We start from the raw sequence: 17,120 nt of genomic DNA, 5'->3' as shown, positions 1-17,120 counted from the left end.
AGGAGCATCATGACCGCCATCACCTGGGTTCTCGCCGCCGACGGCAGCCGTGCCCGGATCTTCGAAACGCAGGGATTGAAGCTGGATTTGCGGCAAGTCGAGGACCTCAGGAACCCCGCGCCGCGCGCGACCGAAACGGCAGAAATGGATCGTGAGAAGTTCGCGCGGACCGTCGCGGATTATCTCGAACGGAGCCGCTTGCATCAACGATTCGACCGGCTGCGTCTCGCGGTCGAGCCAAAATTTTTGGGCCTCTTGCGTCAATATCTGAGCGTCGAAACGCTCAAGCTCGTCTACGAAGAAGCCGATAACGACGCGTCGAAGTTCGGCACGCGCGATATCGGCCGTCAACTGAACCGGCCCTGAACGACGCTTGCGGTGCGTCGTGTTTCATCGCGAAACACGACGCACCTGCCGTCACGCCGCCGGCGTGATGTTCTGATTGCTGCGGAACAGGTTATCCGGATCGTAGCGCCGCTTCACTTCGGCGAGCCGCTCGTAATTCGGACCATACGCCGCTCTCACACGGTCTCCTTCTTCTCCCGTCATGAAGTTCACGTAGACGCTGCCGATTGCATGCGGCGTCATCGCGGAGAACATGTCGCGCGCCCACTTCGTGCACTTGTCGTCGTCCGCGACCTCGCTCCAGCGGCCGTGAATGTTGATCGTGTAGATCGAATCGCGATTCGCATATGCGGTTGCATCGACGGGCACGCGATTCGTCTGGCCGCCCATCGCGCCGATGAAGACCTCGCACTGCGTCGACGGAAGCGACTTCACCGCATTCGTCAGGATGTCGAAGGTTGCGTCGTTCAGACTCGCGAAGTTGTGCGATTTCCAGTAGTTGCGCTCACCCGGCGTGAGCAGCGGATCGAATGCCTTCTGCCATGCTGCGAACGGCATCGCGCCGAGATGTTCGCCATAGGGCGTGCCGAAGCTGCGTACGGGCGCGAGCGCCCTTTCGCCGTTTTCGACCGGGCCGACATAGCAACTCGCCAACACGACCACGGGCTTGCCGTGCGCGTCCTCGGGAAGAAACGGCAGCGGCGGCGCGAGACGCAGCACGGCCCACACGGTGAGCTCGTCGGGACATTGCGCGACGAACTCGCGATACTTCGGCAGAACCTCATTCGCCTGTTCGAGCGGAAAGACGACGAGGCCGCCGTATATCTGCGGACCGACTTCATGCAGCTGATATTCGAAGAGCGTCACGACGCCGAAGTTGCCGCCGCCGCCGCGCAATGCCCAGAAGAGATCGGGCTCGCTGTCCGCGCTCACGCGGCGCCAGGTGCCGTCGGCCGTGACGATCTCCGCTGCGACGAGATTGTCGACTGTCACGCCGAACTTGCGGCTGATCCAGCCGAAGCCGCCACCGAGCGTGAGACCGGCGACGCCCGTCGTCGAGTTGATGCCGAGCGGTGTCGCGAGGCCGAATGCCTGCGCTTCGTGATCGAAGTCGGAGAGCAGCGCGCCGGGCTCGACATAGGCGCGCTTCGCTTGCGGATCGATACGCACGGACTTCAGCGCGGAGAGATCGATCATCAAGGCGTCGTCGCTGACTGCGCTGCCCGCGATGTTGTGCGATCCGCCGCGAATCGAAACGAGTACGCCCTGCTCGCGCGCGAACGCTAGCGCGGCGATGACGTCGGCCGCGCCGGCGCAACGCACGATGAGCGCGGGGCGCCTGTCGATAGTCGCGTTCCAGACCTTGCGCGCTTCGTCGTAATCGGAATCCGACGGTGTGATGAGCCTGCCTCGCACCGACGCCTTGAGGGTGTCGATCGCTTCGCCTGAAATGTTGCTCATTGTGAGACCTCGCTGCTATATGAAGCGCCGCGACGTGTCCGACCCTGCCAGTTGGTACGCGAAAGCGCAAGGAACCCGCCATCGGATCGTGCGTGGCATGTCGATCGGATGCACGTCGGAGAAATCACGAGAACGGGGATGAATTGCAACAAGCGGACGCTTCGGCCCGCCTGTTGATTTAATGCCTTGATTTACGCGATGTAAAGTCTCCGAGCAGTTAAATCGTGCATGTGATCTAGCATGTATCGGACAAAGTTGCCGATGCGGCGAGCGAGTGCATTCAGTGCTTCATGAGCTTGGTGTGTATTCCTCATTTAGCGATCATCTATTAAGGAAACGACGGTTTAATCGGCGAAAAAAAACGCGCCGATGATTCGGCGCGTTGTCGCTTCTCGCGTTATGTCCCGGTCAGTCCGTTCCGTATTTCGGCGAGCGTGGCCCATACAGCAGACCGTTCGATCCACCCGTTGCCAGCAAGCGCTGACTAGTGAGTCCCGCAACGGCCCATGACTTGTCGCTGGTGACATTCACGACATGCGTGACAGCAGCTTGCGCAAGCGCGCCAATGAGACCGGACCCGACGCTCACGTTCGTGCCGACCTCGTTGCCATTCGCCGTGGCCGAACCGCTCCAAAGCGTTTCGCCTGAGCGCAGATCGACGAGCTTCGCCGCGGCCGTGACCTGAGTCGTGCTCGCGACCACTTGATACGACGAGCCGTATGCGGTGATCTTCGTGTACAACGCTGCGTCCGCGCCGAAAATGCTGCGCAGCTTCGCCGCCGAAACGTCCTGAATGTCGTTTGCAGTCGTCAGACCGTTGTGCCTGAAGGTCTCTTCCATCTCGGCGACCGGCACGACGTAGTAACCGCCCTCGGCGAGCGGCATCGTCATCTGGGACAGCATGCCGTAGGTCGCGCCGACATCCTTCGAGTCGTTGACAGGCGGAAGAACGAGAATCGAACGCGGCTTGCTGTTGCGGAACGCCGTGTAGTCCGTCTGGCTCGGCGAGCGCGAAGCGCATGCGGTCATCGTCAAGAGGACCGACAGCACCGCGATGAGTTTGCGGGAAATATTGAAAGTCATGGTCGGTGCTTACTGAAGTTTGCTCAACAGAAAATCCATATACGTAGACGACTCGGGAAAGCGCTCCTTTTCCTCGGTCAATTGCTGACGAGCCTCGGCGCCCTTGCCCACGGTCGCGTACAACATGCCGAGATGCGCGCGAAAGCCCGGAGGCAATGTCTTGTCCTTTGCGAAGACCTTCTCGCGGGCCGCTTCGAGTGCGGCGATCTGGTCGGACGGACTCGTTTGTCCCTTGAAGTATTCGTAGACCTGCGGCTGATAGCCGTCCCATTGATAAAGCGACGTGGTCTGTGTTGCGCAACCCGTCAGCAGCGAGCACGCCACCGCGACCGGCAGCGCGAAGCCGGTCAGTTTGTGAATCTTGACGATCATGTTGTTGTTCGGATGAAAACGAGTGGAATTACTTTGCGGCCGGCAGGGCGCCGGCATCGACTTGTTCGGCCAGGTGATTGACCGCTTCGCTGATCGCAAGATCGAGCACCTTGCCATTGAGCGTGGAGTCATAGCTCGACGTTCCGCCGAAGCCGATCACTTCGCGGCTCGACAAACTGAATTCACCGGCGCCCTGGCTCGACGTCACGATCTCGGACGTGGCGATATCGACGATATTGAGGCTGACCTTCGCATAGGCCACCTGAGTCTTCCCGCGTCCGAGAATGCCGAACAATTGCTGATCGCCGACATCCTTGCGGCCGAACTCCGTCACGTCGCCGGTGATGATGTAATTCGCGCCTCGAATCGACTGCGCCTTGTTCGCGAACCCGGCTTCCTGTTTCGTTTCGCCAAGGTTGTCGCGATCCAGCACGGTGAAGCGTCGGCTTTGCTGCAAGGCCGTGGCGAGGATGGTCTTCGCCTGACTGCCGAGGCGATCGACGCCATCCGAGAACACGCCACGCATGTAATTCGAGCGATTGTCGAACTTGCCGATGGCCACGGGCACGGGCTTGCCCGCGAACGGCTTCTGGGAACTCGCGACGGCGGGAACCGCAACCGAGTGCGACGCCTCGGTCGCGCATCCGCCAAACAGAACTGCAACGGACGCGACCGCAACCGCGATCGCCAGGCGCCCTTTGATAACGCTCATGAATTGCCTCCAAAACGTCGAATCTTGAAAACACCTGCCGTCAGACAGGTGCTTTCGAAAAATCGACAATTATTTGGCAATTCAAATCTTTCAAAAAGAAGGACAGTTCCTAAAAATGAGTGCCGAGGGGAACGCCTGAGACGATTTGTTGAGAATTGATAAAAGGCCGCCAATCCCCACGGTCCCTACGCTCTCTCCAGCACCGCCATCTCCCTCACGACCACCAGCAGCATCGACAAACTCGCGCCGCCGCTCGCCCGCAATTCGGCCAGCAAGCGCGTGTACCGATCCAGCGCGTCCTGCCGTTTCGCGCGCCAGCTCTCGACGATCACATCCGGCGCATCGATGCCGCGCGACTGTTCGAGCGCGCTCACCGTCAGCGCGCGCTTCAATCGCGCGAGCTCTTCCAGCGCCGCCGCGCGCGCGAGCAAGTCCCAGTGCGTCGTGATCGGCAGTGCCATCGCCCGTTCGGCGATGCCGCGATAATCGAGCAACGTGCCGATGCCGAAATACACGCTCGCCACCAGTTCCAGGCCGCGCCCGGAACACGCCGCCACTTCCGCGCTGTCGAGCACGGCGGTCGCGATCTCGCCGCTCGCGACGCGCGCCGCGAGACTGCTCTCGACGCCCGCATCCTCCAGATCGCGCCGCCGCGCGTACCACGCGTCGAGCTGCGTCGCGGGCAAGAGCGCCGGCAGTTGCGGCGCGAGTCGAAGCGCCGCCTCGCGGCAACGCGCGAGCAAACCCTTCGCCTCGTTCGAGCCCGATCCGTTGTGCTTCAGATGACGCAGGAACCACAGCGACGTATCGTCGAGCAGACGCACGACATCGACGAACATGCGCGCCTGCACTTCATCCGCGACGATGTTGTCGAGTCCGTCGATGCTGCGCCACAAATCGTCGAGATCGAAGACATCGCGCGACATCAGCGCCGCGCGCACGATATCGCTCGGGCGCGCATCGGTCTCTTCCATCAGCCGATGCACGAACGTACAGCCCACACGATTCACGAGCGCGTTCGTCAGATGCGTCGCGAGAATCTCGCGCTTCAGCGGATGGCGCTGCATCGTCTCGCTATAGCGCTGCTGCAAGGGCTTCGGGAAATACTCGGGCAGCATGTCCGCGACGAGCGCGTCTTCGGGCACGTCCGATTCGAGCAGTTCGTCGTAGAGCCACATCTTGCCGTACGCGAGCAGCACCGCGCGTTCTGGCGACGTCAGCCCCGACTTCGCCGCCGCGCGCTCGTTGATGTCGTCGTCGTTCGGCAGGAACTCGATACGCCGCTTCAGGCGCCCGCCGCGTTCGAGGAAGCGCATCATGCGGGCTTCCGCGTCGAGCGTTTCGGCGACATGGCGCTTTGCGATCGACAGCGCCTGCGTCTGCGCATAGTTGTCCTTCAGCACGAGCAGGCCGACTTCATCGGTCATTTCGGCGAGCAGCGCGTTGCGTTGCTTCTCGGTCATCTCGCCATCCGCGACGACGAGGCCGAGCAGAATCTTGATGTTGACCTCGTGATCCGAACAGTCGACGCCCGCCGAGTTATCGATGGCATCCGTATTGATGCGGCCGCCCTTCTGCGCGAACTCGATGCGCCCCAGTTGCGTGAGCCCGAGATTGCCGCCTTCCGCGACGACCTTCACGCGCAGTTCCGCGCCGTTCACGCGCACGCCATCATTCGTTCGATCGCCGACTTGCTGATGCGTCTCCGCGCTCGACTTCACATACGTCCCGACGCCGCCGTTATAGAGCAGATCCGCCTCGGCCAGCAGGATCGCGCGGATCAGTTCGTTCGGCGCGAGCACCGATGCGCTGATGCCGAGCGCCGCCTGCACTTGCGGCGAGATCGGAATCGACTTCGCCGTGCGCGGATAGACGCCGCCGCCCGTCGAGATCAATGCGGGATCGTAGTCGGCCCAGCTGGAGCGCGGCAGCGCGAAAAGACGCGCGCGCTCATCGAAGCTCGTGGCCGCATCGGGCGTCGGATCGAGAAACACATGCCGATGATCGAACGCCGCAATCAGCCTGATATGGCGCGACAGCAGCATGCCGTTGCCGAAGACGTCGCCGGACATGTCGCCGATGCCGACCACGGTGAAATCGGTCGTCTGCGTATCGAAGTTCATCTCGCGGAAATGCCGCTTCACCGATTCCCACGCACCGCGCGCCGTGATGCCCATCTTCTTGTGGTCGTAGCCGACCGACCCGCCGGACGCGAAGGCATCGTCGAGCCAGAAGCCGTATTCGTGCGCGATCGCGTTCGCGTAGTCGGAGAACGTGGCCGTGCCCTTGTCGGCGGCGACGACGAGATACGGATCGTCGGGATCGTGGCGCACGACATCGGGCGGCGGCACGATGCCATCGGGCGTGCGGTTGTCGGTCACGTCGAGCAGGCCGCGCAGGAACATCTGATAACACGCGATGCCTTCATTGAGAAACGCTTCCCGATCCGATACGGGCGGCGGATTCTTCACGACAAAGCCGCCTTTCGATCCGACCGGCACGATTACCGTGTTCTTCACCATCTGCGCTTTCATGAGGCCGAGCACTTCGGTGCGGAAATCCTCGCGCCGGTCCGACCAGCGCAGCCCGCCGCGCGCAACGCGTCCGCCGCGCAAATGCACGCCCTCGACGCGCGGCGCATAGACCCAGATTTCGAACATCGGCTTCGGCTCGGGCAAGCCCGGCACTTTCGACGGATCGAGCTTGAACGACACATACGGACGCGGCTGGCCTTGCGCATCGCGATGGAAATGATTGGTTCGCACCGTCGCCGTGATGACGCCCAGAAACTGACGCAGGATGCGGTCTTCGTCGAGATTCGGCACCTTGTCGAGCGCGGCTTCGATATCGGCGAGCACGCGTTCGGCGGCCTTGTCGCGATCTTCCGCCGAGCCGCCGCGCGCCGGATCGAAACGCACCATGAAGAGTTGCAGCAGCTTCTTCGCGATCAGCGGATTGCCGATCAGCGCGCGCTCGATATACGCATCGCTGAAGGTCGAGCCAACCTGCCGCAGATATTTCGCATAGGCGCGCATGATCGTCACGTCGCGCGCGCCGAACTCCGCGCGCAGAACGAGACGGTTGTAGTCGTCGTTCTCGATCTCGCCCGACCACACGCTCGCGAACGCGTTTTCGAAGAGCGGCTTCACGCGGTCGATATCGAATTCCACGTCGTCCTGCAACTCCAGCCCGAAATCGTGGATCCACGCATTCGGCGCGCCGGTCGGCTCGATCAGATACGGCCGCTCTTCATCGACACGCACGCCGAGATGCTCCAGCATCGGCAGGCTGTGCGACAGCGCGATCGGATCGCCGACGCGATACACCTTGAAGCGAAACGCGCGGCGTCCGGCTTCGATCGGCCGGTACAGGCTCATCGACAAGCCGCCGGGCCGCGTATGCGTCGCCTCGATCAATTCGATGTCGCGCACCGCCGTGCGCGCCGGATAGTCCTCGCGATAACCCGCCGGGAACGAATCGGCATAACGCTGCAGGAGCCGGTTGCCCGCTTCCTCGCCGTGACTGTCGATGAGCGCATCGGCGAGATCGTCCTGCCAGCGGCGCGCGACCTGCACGACGCGCGCTTCGAGTTCGCGGGTATCGACTTCGGGCATCGCGCCTCTGTCCGCACGCACGACGATATGAATGCGCGCGAGCGGCGATTCGGACAGGAGCGGCGTGAACTCGATGCTCTTGCCGTTGAACGCTTCCATCAACACACGGCTGATGCGGCGGCGCAAGTCGGTGTTGAACTTGTCGCGCGGCACGAAGACGAGGCACGACACGAAGCGGTCGAAGCGGTCGCGCCGCACGAAAAGCCGCGTGCGCTGATGTTCCTGCAAACGCAGCACGCCGATGGCGATATCGAAGAGCACGTCTTCATCGGCCTGGAACAGTTCGTCGCGCGGATATTGTTCGAGCACCGTGATAAGCGACTTCGCCAGATGCCCCTTCGCGAGAAAGCCCGCGCGCCGCACGATGTTCGCGCATTTGCGGCGCACGATCGGGATCTCGGACGTGGGCACGAGATACGCCGTCGACGTATAGAGACCGAGGAAGCGCCGTTCGCCGATCACCTTGCCATCCGGCGACGTGCGCTTCACGCCGACATAGTCGAGATAGCCCGGCCGATGCACCGTCGCGCGCGAATTCGCCTTCGTGAGAAAGATCGGCGCCGCGCCTTCGATGATCGCGGCCGCGCCCGGCGGCAGCGGCGTCACGTCCCCGTCGGACGGCGCGCGCAAGGTTTCGCGCAAAATGCCGAGGCCCGAGCCGGCCACGCCGCGCAGCGCGAAGCCGCCTTCATGCTCGACGAGTTCGTAATCGCGGCAGCCGAGGAACGTGAAGTGATCGGCGACCATCCATTCGAGGAACGCGCGGGACTCGATGCCGTCGGGCGTCGTATCGCGCGCCTTCAGATCGTCTATCGCTACACGCGCGGCCTCGGTGACTTTCGGCCAGTCTTCGACCGCCGCGCGCACGTCGCCGAGCACGCGCGCGATGTTCTCGCGCACTTCGTCGAGACGCTCGCCGTCGCCGCAGCGATTGACTTCGAAATGGATGAACGATTCGAGCTCGGAGTTGCCGTCGCCCGCTTCGGCATGACCCTGACCGATGCGCTCGATCTCGCCCGTATGCGCGCCCTTGCTCGCGCGCCAGACGCGAAACACCGGATGAATCGCCGAATGCAGCGCGAGCCCCAGGCGGTTGAGTTCCATCGTCACCGAATCGACGAGAAACGGCATGTCGTCGTTGACGATCTCGACGACCGTGTGATCCGAATGCCAGCCGTGCTGCTCCAGATTCGGGTTGTAGACGCGCAGCACCTCGCGCCCCGGCACGAACTTCTGCGCGGTCTGCCAGTGCGCCATCGCGGCGCCGTAGAGATCGGCGACATCGCGGCTCGCGATATCCTCGACATCGACCTGCTCGTAGTAATAGCGAAGCAGCGGCTCGATGACCTTGAAGCTTGGCTCCGGCAATCGCCCTCTCGCGAACTCGAGAAGATCGTTGATGAGATGTTCGACCCGCGCTTCGTTCTTGACCAGCATGGTGTCCTCCCGAGGCTTTCGGTTGCGGTGCGATTGCGGCTCGCGCTTCGAATCAAGGAGATTATGCGCCGCCCCGGCGCATCGCTCGCGGGTCGGGCATGTGCGGTTGCACAAAGACGGTGCGCGCATTCCGGCTACGTTAGCCGCATCGCATGACCTTTGCGCGACATCGGCTTTCGACTATTGTCGATAGCTGAAGAGCGGCTCACGGAGGCATCGCCATGCAGGATTTCACTGAAGAGACAGCGCAGCAGACGGTCGTCACGGTGCGTCCGAAAGAGCAACTCGCGACGGTTCAGCATCTGCCGTATTTCGTCGGGCTGTCGGCGAAGACGGCGGGCACGCGCGGACTCGCGATGCATATCGTCGTCGTGCCGCCGGGCGGACGCGGCGAGCCGCACATCCACGTTGGCTACGAGACCGGCATCTACATACTCGAAGGACGCATCGAGACGCGCTATGGGCCGGGACTGGCGGAATCGGTCATCAACGAGCCGGGCGACTTCGTATTCATTCCGCCGGGCGTGCCGCATCAGCCGGTCAATCTGAGCGCGACGCAAGCAGCGCGCGCCGTGATCGCCCGCAACGACGCCAACGAGGCGGATCGCGTCGTGTCTTACGATCCGTGGGAGCCGTCCGCGCCCTAGTAGCCGGGCGCGCCCATGCCCGGCAGATCGACGTAACCGCTGTCGGCGAAGCGCGCGCCGCCGAACGCGCCGCCCGCGAGTTTGCCGCGCACCGCATACGACACCTTGCTGACGGTGTCGCCGCTCGCGAAGCCGAACGCCTGGCGCGCCATCGAGAATGCCGATACCGTCACCGGCACGGACAGCACCGTTTCGCCGAAACGCGGCACCGTTCCGCGCTGATCGCTGACGCCGCTCGCGAATGCGCGGCCGTTGAGATCGAGATCGAGCGCGACGCCATCGAAGTCGATCGGCGCGTCGTTCGGGTTCTGAATGCGCAGCTTCACGGCGAAACGCATCTCCAGCCCTTGCCCTTCGAGCGGCTCGATGCCCGCGACGCTCACGCGCATCGCGTCGCGATTGAAGAAGCCCGCGCAGCCGCCGAGCGCGAGCATCGCGAGAAAGGCGGCAAGGAAGAAAGCGAAGCGATTGCGCATGGGATTCGGTTGCATGAGAACGTGACTCCTCGCAATGTCGTGCTAGATATGTAGTGCGTTCAGCAGCATGCGGCCATAGACATGATGAAACCAGACATCGTCGACGACGAAAAGCGCTGCAGCCCACGCAGCCGCGACGATGATCAGATCGCAATGGCCGCTCGTCCATAGATTGAGCGAATGGCGCGCGGCGATCCAAGGCACGCCGAGCGGGTTCGGCCAGTCCGCGAAGAGATGCATGAGCCCGCCGCACGCGAAGCCGAACGCGACGGGCGCCGCCGGATGCCGGCCGAGAAAGTGATACGAAAGCGCGAGCAGCGCAACCCAGCCGATGCCCCAGTGCGTGAGCGTGCGATGCGTGATCCAGAGCTTGCGCGCGCGCGTCCACCACGCGACTTCGAGCCAGTCCGGCGCGGTCGCCCCGGCGACGCCCGCGAGCAGCGCGAAAACGCCCGCGAGCATGTTCGCGCCGCCCGCCGTGGCCGGATGCGTCACGATCGCCGCCGCGATGATGCCTGCCGCCCATCCCGTCGCATGATGAGCCTTGCTCGATGCCATGAAGAAACCGCCTTTGTCGCCCTTGCCCGAAGAGGGCGCATGTTCGCACGGTCGCTGGGGTCGAAACCGGCCTGAAACATAAACTTACGCAATTGCGTGCGTCGAAACACGCTTGTGCGAACGGCGTCGGCGAGGCCGCGCGGCGTTGACTAAAATGATTGCTGAATCGCTGCGCAAATCACGCTGCGGACGCTGCCCGATGCGTCCCACGCCCGCCTGCGCACGCAGGCATTTTTATCGAATTTGGCCGTCATGCAACACCTGAAATACCTGAGCGCCTACCCGAACGTGCTGCAGGACAAGGTTCGCCGACTGATCGCCCAGCAACAACTGGGTTCGTATCTCGACGCGCGCTATCCGAACAGGCACGCCGTACAGTCCGATCGCGCGCTCTATGAATATTGCTCAGATCTGAAGCAGGAATTCCTGCGCGTCGCGCCTGCAATCGACAAAGTCTTCTACGACAGCAAGCTCGACGTGCTGCGTCACGCGCTCGGCCTGCACACCGCCATCTCGCGCGTGCAGGGCGCGAAGCTCAAGGCGAAGAAGGAAATCCGCATTGCGTCGCTTTTCAGGGACACCGCGCCCGAGTTTCTTCGGATGATCGTCGTGCATGAACTCGCGCATCTGAAGGAAAGCGATCACAACAAGGCCTTCTATCGCCTGTGCGAGTTGATGCAGCCCGGCTACCATCAGATCGAATTCGACTTGCGGCTGTATCTCACGCATCGCGACTTGCTGCGCACGAAAGTGGCGTGAGCGTCGCTGCGACGCATCAATAGGACCAGGCTAGCGCCGCAGCGTATCCGTCGGGCGCGGTGAGCGAAATAGCGTCGAACGCGCCCGCGCCGCGCGTCACCGCATAGCGAACGTCCCTGCGCGGAAGAACTGAAAAGCCGTGCATCGCGACATCCGTGCTGCCGATGCCATCGCCGTGCGCCTTCAGCACCGCCTCTTTCGCCGTCCAGCAGTCGAAGAACGCGCGGTTTCGGGCGGCATCGTCGGGCAAGGCTTCGATTTCGCGCCGGTCGATATCCCCGAGCACCGCGGGCGCGAGATCGCGCCAATCGAACGTCGCGCGCGCTTCCTCGATATCGGCGCCCACGCGCCTTTCTCGCGACATCGCGATCAAGCCATAGCCGCCCGAATGCGACACGTTGAAATCCGGCGCGTTCCGGTGAACGAGAAACGGCCTGCCGCGATCGCCGGCATCGAACGCGAGACGCGCGGGATCGTCGCCCGTTTCGGCCGCGAGCAGATGCCGCAGCGCGCAACGCACCGCGCCGAAACGCGCGCCATCCGCGTGACGCAGAAAACGCGCGGCGCGCGCGCGTTCATCCGCGTTCATCACGGCGTAGGCGGCGCTGTCGAGCGGCATCGAAAAATCGATATGAAGCAGCCACGCGCGCACGTCACCGGGCGCGTGATCGGGAAGCGGCATCGGGCGGACATCGAAGGGAATCGTTGCTTCGGTCATTTGGGAGCGTACTGCGCCTCGCCGTTGCCGAAGGACCAGTTCTCCTTCTTCACTTCGACGAGGCTGATGAAAACATCCTCGCGCCGCAGCTTGAGACGTTCGTGCAAGCCATCGGCGACCGCCTTGTAGAACGCGCTCTTTTTCGCGAGGTCGCGGCCTTCGTTGAGCGTGACCTGGATCACGACGCAATCGTCCGTGCGGCTGATGCCGAGATACGTGCGATCGACGATGAAGTCCGTCGCGCCGTGCTCCGCGACGATCTGAAACCGATCGTTCTCGGGCACGTCGAGTGTCGAGCGCATCGCGTCGTACACGACATCGCCGATAGTCGTGCGATACGCGCTGTCCTTGCCTTTCTGCAGATCGATGCGAACGAGCGGCATGGGTTTCTCCTGTTGGTTAGTTTCAGCGATGATCCGGATGCAGCAGCAATTCCGGCACGCCCGCGCGGTCGACATACACGACGGCGTTCTGCGCGAATTGCGTCATCAGCGTATCGGCGGTGTCGCGGGTCGCGCCGAGCGCGAAGAGGCTCGCTTCGGCCACCCAGACATGCTGCGGATCGACGCCCGCGCCCGCCAGCGCCTGCAATCCCATCTGTCCGACGCGTTCGATCAGCGCCCGCTGGCGCAGCGCATTTTCTTGCGGCGTGAGCACATGACCGAACGGATTGAACGCCGTGACGAACACCGCGCTTGCGACGCCATGCTTTTCGAGCAAGGCAACGACATCGCGATTCCCGACGCCGATCTTCATGTCGATGTCCGGCTGCGCTTCGATCCGATAGATCGCCGCGCGATACGCATCGAGCGTCGCGGCGGGCAATGCGCGCGTAAGCACGATCGGCTGGCCATGCGGCGTGGCGCGCGCGGCCTCGTGCCATTCGTCGCGCCGCTGCGCAAGCATCGCGTCGCTCACGCATCCCTTTTCGGCAGTGAGGCGTTCGAGCGCGCTGAGCCAATGCGCGTAATACGTGTCGCCGTGATCGGGATCGCCCGCCGCCTGCGCGTCCTCGATCGCGATGCTCAACGCGTGCGCCCACTCCTTCCAGGTGAACACGCCGCGCTCGTGCAACGCGAGCGCCATCGCGAACGCCTGCGCTTCCCACGGCGCGCGAAACACGGGACCGTCGCCATCGAAAGGCAGTTCGGGCAACGCGGCGCGCAGTTCTTTCAGCTTCGATTCAGCGTCGGTCGAGGTCATTCGAGATACGGCTCCCAGCAATCGACACACACCGACGACGCGGTCGTGTCCGCGCCCCACAAGTCTTTCGCCTCGAAACGCACGGTGTAGAGCCATTGCGGATGCTCGCCGTGACCGAGCGCGTTTTCATCGGGAAAGACGTGCGTGCCGCGCACCGCGACGACGCGCCCGAGCTTGCCGCGGCAATAGCGCGGCAGACGCGTGTGCGTCGGCGGATTCATCAGTTTCGTGCGGACTTCATCACTGATGGAAAAGCGCGCCGCCGACGTAGCCGGACGATCGACCGGCGCACCGCGCAACAGCGCGGCGCTTACGTCCTCCGCTTTCAGCACGCGCACGTTCGGCTTCGCGGCGGATTGCGAACGGCCGCTCGCGATCTCATCGGCGCTCGCGAGTCCCTTCGCCGTCAAGAGTTTCTTCAAGCCTTCGAACCAGATTTCGTAATAGCTGCTGCCGAGATACTGCGCGGGCGGCAGGCTTTCGCGCGCGGCACGGGACGTGTCGATGTTCCATTGGCCCGTCGCGCCCATCGCGAGCGTGACGGCCAGCACGCGGCGCTCCCATTCCGCGTGAAACGGCGATGCGCCCGGCGCGTCGCAGGCATCGATTTCGATGGGGCCGAACGCCTGCATGCCGCCCATGTCGTGCGCCGCGTTCATGCCGATGCTCCCGTTGCCTGCGACGGCGCGAGCGCGACGCCCGTGCCGATCATCGAATCGCGTGTGACGAGATCGGCGAGCGCGTCTTCGTCGAGATGATCGGTGTCGGCGGGACGCATCGGCACGACGAGATAGCGCACTTCGGCGGTCGAATCCCATACGCGCAACTCGACCTGTTCCGGCAATTCGACGCCGAAATCCCGCAGCACGCCGCGCGGATCGATCACCGCACGCGAGCGATACGGCGCCGACTTGTACCAGACCGGCGGCAGCCCGAGCACCGACCACGGGTAGCACGAGCATAGCGTGCAGACGACCATGTTATGTACGTCCTCCGTGTTCTCGAGCGCGACCATGTGCTCGCCTTGCCGGCCGGTGAAACCGAGCGAGGCGATGGCGGCGGTGGCATCGCCCAAAAGCCATGTGCGAAACGCGGGATCGCTCCACGCCTTCGCGACGACGCGCGCGCCATTGCGCGGCCCGACCTTGTGCTCGTAGGTTTCGATGAAGACGTCTAGCGCTCGCGGATCGATATACCCTTTTTCGACCAGCAGCGATTCGAGCGCGCGCACGCGCAGGTCCATCTCCGGCAATTCACTGCCGGCGTGATCGTGATCGTGGTCGTGGTCGTGATGGTGCGGATGATCGTGGCTCATGAGCGGGCTCGCGCGTGGCACAGACGTCACACGTTACCGGAGTGTGCGCGCGCGCGCAAACCTCGTCACCGTGACGCGGCGCGCCGCCTATACTGGATTCAGCGTCTCATGCGAGGAGGATGCCATGACACGCAAGTACATCGATTGTCGCGAGTGCCCGAGCGACGTGAAATGCAGCGTCGTCCTGTCCGCCGACAGCGAGGACGAGTTGATGGAAGCGGCCGTGCAGCATGCCGTCGCCGTCCATCAGCACACGGATTCGCCCGAACTGCGCTCGCAACTGAAGACCTTCTTTCACGACGGCACGCCGCCGGCCTGACCGGTCTTTGGCGTTCTCAGCCGAGCTCGAAGGTCGTTACACCGAAGACACGCGCGAGCGGCACGTCCGGGGCCGCACGCGTGTACATGCGCGCCGTTTCGAAGACGCTCGTCATGTCGTGTTCGACCGCCAGCGCCACCGCCGCAGGATTGATTTCGGGCACGTCGAGGAACACGGTCTCGCCGGGCAGCACGGAAACGAGCCCACGATACAGCGCGCGCGCCGTGCTCAGATCGTCGGCGAAGAGCGGACCGATCTTGTGGCCCGCGCCGCAACGCCGGATCACGGCGAGGCCGCTCACCGCGTCGCCATCGAGCGCGGCGAGTGCGCGCGCGTGCGCCTGCGGTTGCGACAGCCACGCTCGCAGGAACGCGGTGCGCTCGCACGCGAACACGCGGGTGTCGTAATCGAGAAGCCGCGCGAAGGGGATGTTCAGCGCATCGGTGATCGTGGCTCCAGCGGCAGGATCTTCATCCGCCGATGCGATGCCTTCATAGCGCACGTTGCGATACGCCAGCACGAAGCCGGATTTCCGATAGTTGGGCTGCTGCGCGAGCACGCCGTCGAGCCCGATAGTGCGCGCGCCGAGATACGCCATGCCTTCGTTCCACAAGCGCATGCCGAAGCCCTTGCCGCGCCATTCCGGAACCACGATATAGAGGCCGATGAAACCGAACGCATCGCCGTATGCGACCGCCGAGATGCAGCCGACCGGCGCGCCGTCCCACGTGCCGACGAAAAATCCGTGCGGATCGGCGGCGAAGAACGAGCGGGCGTCGTCGAGACCGGGATTCCATCCTTCGGTCGCGGCCCATTCGAGCGCGACGTCGACATCGCGCGGCGTCATGCGGCGTATTGCGAAACGGGGATTGTCGGGTGTCGCGTGCGAGGGACAGGGAACGGACGGCATGGGACGCGCCTTGTCGGAATGCGGATGCGTTCAGTGTCGCGCGTTTCCGGTGCAGGCGAAAGATGCAGCGAGGCGTGGGTGCAACGAGGGGAAAAAAGAACGGTGGGACGATAACGGGGGCGAGCGTGTGCCGCCCCGATCAGGAATACCCTTGACGCCGCTCGCTGCGGCTGAAACTCTGGCGCGAGCGCCAGTCTTCCGAGCGCAGGACGTGTTCGCCGTCCTCGCGTGCCTCTTCCTCGGATCCGAAGCCTTCGTCGCTATACGCGACGACCTTCATTCCGCCTCCCGCCGCTCGCTCGACGGTGATGCCCCAATGCCACCCTCCTTCCTGATGAAAGACGTGCAGCGTCGGTTGCGACGATGTGGTCAGTTCCATATGTGCGGCTCCCTCAGGCTGACGACCGTAATGCTTACCGGCCCGCCCGATGAAACGCTCTGTGCTTGCCGGCGTTTGATTGTTCGTGTCGATGCTCGAATGCGTGCGGCGGCGGCCTGTGCCACCTGCCAGGAACAGCATACGCAATGGGATGCTGCGTTGCAACACGAGATTTCCCCTATGCGTCGCGCGAAACGCACGTCCGTTACATGCGCTAACGGGAAATTCGTGACGGTTACATGGACGAAGCATGGAAGGCAGCGACGACGGTGTTCGCCATCGTCGTGCCTGCTGCATTTCTATTCGCCGTCCCAGTAGTGCAGCGAATCGCTTGCGCGAAACACGGCGCGCAAGCCCTTCACGCCCGGCTCGTCGGCGACGAGCACGGCCTGGCGGCCCGTATCCGGATACTCGACCACTTCGGGCGATTGCATCGTGCTGACCGCAAGGTAGCGCAATGGTTGCGCGCCCGTGTTGACGATCTGATGCGCCGTCGATGCATCGCCCGGCGGGCAGGCGATGACGTCGCCCGCGCGAATCGCATGCGTCTCCTGGCCGATGCGGACTTCGCCCTCGCCTTCCACCACGAAGAACATCTCCTCGTTCACACGATGATGATGAAACGGAAACGCGCGCTTGCCCGCTTCGAGCACGATGAGGCTATAGCCGAGTTTCCTCGCGCCGAGCATGCCGCCGATACGCGCGATGCGCGGCGCGTAACGTTCGGCGGCGGCGCCCGTCGGCGCGAATTGCGGCGGCAGCGGGTGCGGTTCGAGCGCATCGAGATTGATGATGGGCGGTTTCATATTGAC

Annotated in this window: 19 protein-coding genes; 4 read left to right on the top strand and 15 right to left on the bottom strand. The window is 63.6% G+C overall.

Annotated features, from left to right (window positions below):
• Nucleotides 1-9 precede the first annotated feature (9 nt).
• Nucleotides 10-366: a host attachment protein gene (locus tag NCR93_RS15840; RefSeq protein ID WP_175979194.1), complete on the top strand. Its 357-nt coding sequence runs from the start codon at nt 10-12 to the stop codon at nt 364-366.
• A 51-nt stretch (nt 367-417) separates the two neighbouring features.
• On the opposite strand, the gene NCR93_RS15835 is transcribed toward NCR93_RS15840, so the two are convergent.
• The 5 genes from NCR93_RS15835 to NCR93_RS15815 all read right to left on the bottom strand — a co-directional run bounded on the left by NCR93_RS15835 (nt 418) and on the right by NCR93_RS15815 (nt 9,024).
• Nucleotides 418-1,806 carry an FAD-binding oxidoreductase gene (locus tag NCR93_RS15835; RefSeq protein WP_175979193.1) on the bottom strand — a complete coding sequence of 463 codons (1,389 nt, stop codon included), beginning with the start codon at nt 1,804-1,806 and terminating at the stop codon, nt 418-420.
• Nucleotides 1,807-2,214: 408 nt separating this feature from the next.
• Complete coding sequence (locus tag NCR93_RS15830) at nt 2,215-2,889, bottom strand: DUF799 domain-containing protein (protein ID WP_175979192.1); 675 nt, start codon at nt 2,887-2,889, stop codon at nt 2,215-2,217.
• A 9-nt stretch (nt 2,890-2,898) separates the two neighbouring features.
• On the bottom strand, nt 2,899-3,261 hold the full coding sequence (locus NCR93_RS15825; protein ID WP_008353656.1) for a DUF4810 domain-containing protein: 363 nt from the start codon (nt 3,259-3,261) through the stop codon (nt 2,899-2,901).
• Nucleotides 3,262-3,289: 28 nt separating this feature from the next.
• Nucleotides 3,290-3,973 carry a CsgG/HfaB family protein gene (locus NCR93_RS15820; protein ID WP_175979191.1) on the bottom strand — a complete coding sequence of 228 codons (684 nt, stop codon included), beginning with the start codon at nt 3,971-3,973 and terminating at the stop codon, nt 3,290-3,292.
• A gap of 185 nt (nt 3,974-4,158) precedes the next feature.
• Nucleotides 4,159-9,024 (bottom strand): NAD-glutamate dehydrogenase, encoded by a 4,866-nt coding sequence (locus tag NCR93_RS15815; RefSeq protein ID WP_175979190.1) that lies wholly within the window; start codon nt 9,022-9,024, stop codon nt 4,159-4,161.
• A gap of 221 nt (nt 9,025-9,245) precedes the next feature.
• On the opposite strand from NCR93_RS15815, the gene NCR93_RS15810 reads away from it, so the two are divergent.
• The gene (locus NCR93_RS15810) at nt 9,246-9,671 is read left to right on the top strand and encodes a cupin domain-containing protein (protein ID WP_175979189.1); all 426 of its coding nucleotides are present in this window, start codon (nt 9,246-9,248) and stop codon (nt 9,669-9,671) included.
• On the opposite strand, the gene NCR93_RS15805 is transcribed toward NCR93_RS15810, so the two are convergent.
• On the bottom strand, nt 9,668-10,162 hold the full coding sequence (locus NCR93_RS15805) for an LEA/WHy family protein (RefSeq protein WP_175979188.1): 495 nt from the start codon (nt 10,160-10,162) through the stop codon (nt 9,668-9,670). The genes NCR93_RS15810 and NCR93_RS15805 overlap by 4 nt on opposite strands.
• A gap of 27 nt (nt 10,163-10,189) precedes the next feature.
• Nucleotides 10,190-10,705, bottom strand: coding sequence for a metal-dependent hydrolase (locus NCR93_RS15800; RefSeq protein WP_008353661.1), 516 nt, complete (start codon nt 10,703-10,705; stop codon nt 10,190-10,192).
• Nucleotides 10,706-10,957: 252 nt separating this feature from the next.
• On the opposite strand from NCR93_RS15800, the gene NCR93_RS15795 reads away from it, so the two are divergent.
• Nucleotides 10,958-11,464, top strand: a complete 507-nt coding sequence (locus NCR93_RS15795; protein WP_008353662.1) for a M48 metallopeptidase family protein — start codon at nt 10,958-10,960, stop codon at nt 11,462-11,464.
• 16 nt (nt 11,465-11,480) lie between these two features.
• Here the strand turns inward: NCR93_RS15795 and NCR93_RS15790 are convergent, their stop codons facing one another.
• Genes NCR93_RS15790 through nthA form a run of 5 tightly spaced genes read right to left on the bottom strand, consistent with a single transcriptional unit; the run spans nt 11,481 to nt 14,700 of the window.
• Nucleotides 11,481-12,182 carry a 4'-phosphopantetheinyl transferase family protein gene (locus NCR93_RS15790; RefSeq protein ID WP_175979187.1) on the bottom strand — a complete coding sequence of 234 codons (702 nt, stop codon included), beginning with the start codon at nt 12,180-12,182 and terminating at the stop codon, nt 11,481-11,483.
• A complete protein-coding gene (locus NCR93_RS15785; protein ID WP_008353665.1) occupies nt 12,179-12,565 on the bottom strand; it encodes a tautomerase family protein in 387 nt (128 codons plus the stop codon). Before NCR93_RS15785 ends, NCR93_RS15790 begins: the two co-directional genes overlap by 4 nt.
• A 22-nt stretch (nt 12,566-12,587) precedes the next feature.
• Nucleotides 12,588-13,385, bottom strand: a complete 798-nt coding sequence (locus NCR93_RS15780; protein WP_175979186.1) for a nitrile hydratase accessory protein — start codon at nt 13,383-13,385, stop codon at nt 12,588-12,590.
• A complete protein-coding gene (gene nthB / locus NCR93_RS15775; protein ID WP_250532259.1) occupies nt 13,382-14,044 on the bottom strand; it encodes a nitrile hydratase subunit beta in 663 nt (220 codons plus the stop codon). The genes NCR93_RS15780 and nthB overlap by 4 nt, the downstream gene beginning before the upstream one ends.
• Nucleotides 14,041-14,700 (bottom strand): nitrile hydratase subunit alpha, encoded by a 660-nt coding sequence (gene nthA, locus NCR93_RS15770; RefSeq protein WP_175979184.1) that lies wholly within the window; start codon nt 14,698-14,700, stop codon nt 14,041-14,043. Before nthA ends, nthB begins: the two co-directional genes overlap by 4 nt.
• A 124-nt stretch (nt 14,701-14,824) precedes the next feature.
• Here nthA and NCR93_RS15765 point away from each other — a divergent pair, with 124 nt between their 5' ends.
• The gene (locus NCR93_RS15765) at nt 14,825-15,019 is read left to right on the top strand and encodes a DUF1059 domain-containing protein (protein ID WP_008353669.1); all 195 of its coding nucleotides are present in this window, start codon (nt 14,825-14,827) and stop codon (nt 15,017-15,019) included.
• 16 nt (nt 15,020-15,035) lie between these two features.
• Here NCR93_RS15765 and NCR93_RS15760 read toward each other — a convergent pair whose 3' ends face one another.
• The 3 genes from NCR93_RS15760 to NCR93_RS15750 all read right to left on the bottom strand — a co-directional run bounded on the left by NCR93_RS15760 (nt 15,036) and on the right by NCR93_RS15750 (nt 17,114).
• Nucleotides 15,036-15,929, bottom strand: coding sequence for a GNAT family N-acetyltransferase (locus NCR93_RS15760; protein ID WP_372492554.1), 894 nt, complete (start codon nt 15,927-15,929; stop codon nt 15,036-15,038).
• A 139-nt stretch (nt 15,930-16,068) separates the two neighbouring features.
• A complete protein-coding gene (locus NCR93_RS15755) occupies nt 16,069-16,308 on the bottom strand; it encodes a hypothetical protein (RefSeq protein ID WP_008353671.1) in 240 nt (79 codons plus the stop codon).
• Between the two features lie 299 nt (nt 16,309-16,607).
• On the bottom strand, nt 16,608-17,114 hold the full coding sequence (locus tag NCR93_RS15750) for a cupin domain-containing protein (RefSeq protein ID WP_175979183.1): 507 nt from the start codon (nt 17,112-17,114) through the stop codon (nt 16,608-16,610).
• Between the last annotated feature and the right edge of the window lie 6 nt (nt 17,115-17,120).

The sequence above is a fragment of the Caballeronia sp. ATUFL_F1_KS39 genome, assembly GCF_023630985.1.
In the GTDB taxonomy this organism is placed as follows: Bacteria; Pseudomonadota; Gammaproteobacteria; order Burkholderiales; family Burkholderiaceae; genus Caballeronia; species Caballeronia zhejiangensis.
The sequence above is the reverse complement of the archived record's forward strand: the minus strand, read 5'-3'. Positions and strand labels throughout refer to the sequence as shown.

Bases quoted from the DNA above. Each gene is read 5' to 3' on its own strand.
- NCR93_RS15840 (WP_175979194.1), top strand. From the start codon at position 10: ATGACCGCCATCACCTGGGTTCTCGCCGCCGACGGCAGCCGTGCCCGG.
- NCR93_RS15835 (WP_175979193.1), bottom strand. From the start codon at position 1,806: ATGAGCAACATTTCAGGCGAAGCGATCGACACCCTCAAGGCGTCGGTG.
- NCR93_RS15830 (WP_175979192.1), bottom strand. From the start codon at position 2,889: ATGACTTTCAATATTTCCCGCAAACTCATCGCGGTGCTGTCGGTCCTC.
- NCR93_RS15825 (WP_008353656.1), bottom strand. From the start codon at position 3,261: ATGATCGTCAAGATTCACAAACTGACCGGCTTCGCGCTGCCGGTCGCG.
- NCR93_RS15820 (WP_175979191.1), bottom strand. From the start codon at position 3,973: ATGAGCGTTATCAAAGGGCGCCTGGCGATCGCGGTTGCGGTCGCGTCC.
- NCR93_RS15815 (WP_175979190.1), bottom strand. From the start codon at position 9,024: ATGCTGGTCAAGAACGAAGCGCGGGTCGAACATCTCATCAACGATCTT.
- NCR93_RS15810 (WP_175979189.1), top strand. From the start codon at position 9,246: ATGCAGGATTTCACTGAAGAGACAGCGCAGCAGACGGTCGTCACGGTG.
- NCR93_RS15805 (WP_175979188.1), bottom strand. From the start codon at position 10,162: ATGCAACCGAATCCCATGCGCAATCGCTTCGCTTTCTTCCTTGCCGCC.
- NCR93_RS15800 (WP_008353661.1), bottom strand. From the start codon at position 10,705: ATGGCATCGAGCAAGGCTCATCATGCGACGGGATGGGCGGCAGGCATC.
- NCR93_RS15795 (WP_008353662.1), top strand. From the start codon at position 10,958: ATGCAACACCTGAAATACCTGAGCGCCTACCCGAACGTGCTGCAGGAC.
- NCR93_RS15790 (WP_175979187.1), bottom strand. From the start codon at position 12,182: ATGACCGAAGCAACGATTCCCTTCGATGTCCGCCCGATGCCGCTTCCC.
- NCR93_RS15785 (WP_008353665.1), bottom strand. From the start codon at position 12,565: ATGCCGCTCGTTCGCATCGATCTGCAGAAAGGCAAGGACAGCGCGTAT.
- NCR93_RS15780 (WP_175979186.1), bottom strand. From the start codon at position 13,385: ATGACCTCGACCGACGCTGAATCGAAGCTGAAAGAACTGCGCGCCGCG.
- nthB (WP_250532259.1), bottom strand. From the start codon at position 14,044: ATGAACGCGGCGCACGACATGGGCGGCATGCAGGCGTTCGGCCCCATC.
- nthA (WP_175979184.1), bottom strand. From the start codon at position 14,700: ATGAGCCACGATCATCCGCACCATCACGACCACGACCACGATCACGAT.
- NCR93_RS15765 (WP_008353669.1), top strand. From the start codon at position 14,825: ATGACACGCAAGTACATCGATTGTCGCGAGTGCCCGAGCGACGTGAAA.
- NCR93_RS15760 (WP_372492554.1), bottom strand. From the start codon at position 15,929: ATGCCGTCCGTTCCCTGTCCCTCGCACGCGACACCCGACAATCCCCGT.
- NCR93_RS15755 (WP_008353671.1), bottom strand. From the start codon at position 16,308: ATGGAACTGACCACATCGTCGCAACCGACGCTGCACGTCTTTCATCAG.
- NCR93_RS15750 (WP_175979183.1), bottom strand. From the start codon at position 17,114: ATGAAACCGCCCATCATCAATCTCGATGCGCTCGAACCGCACCCGCTG.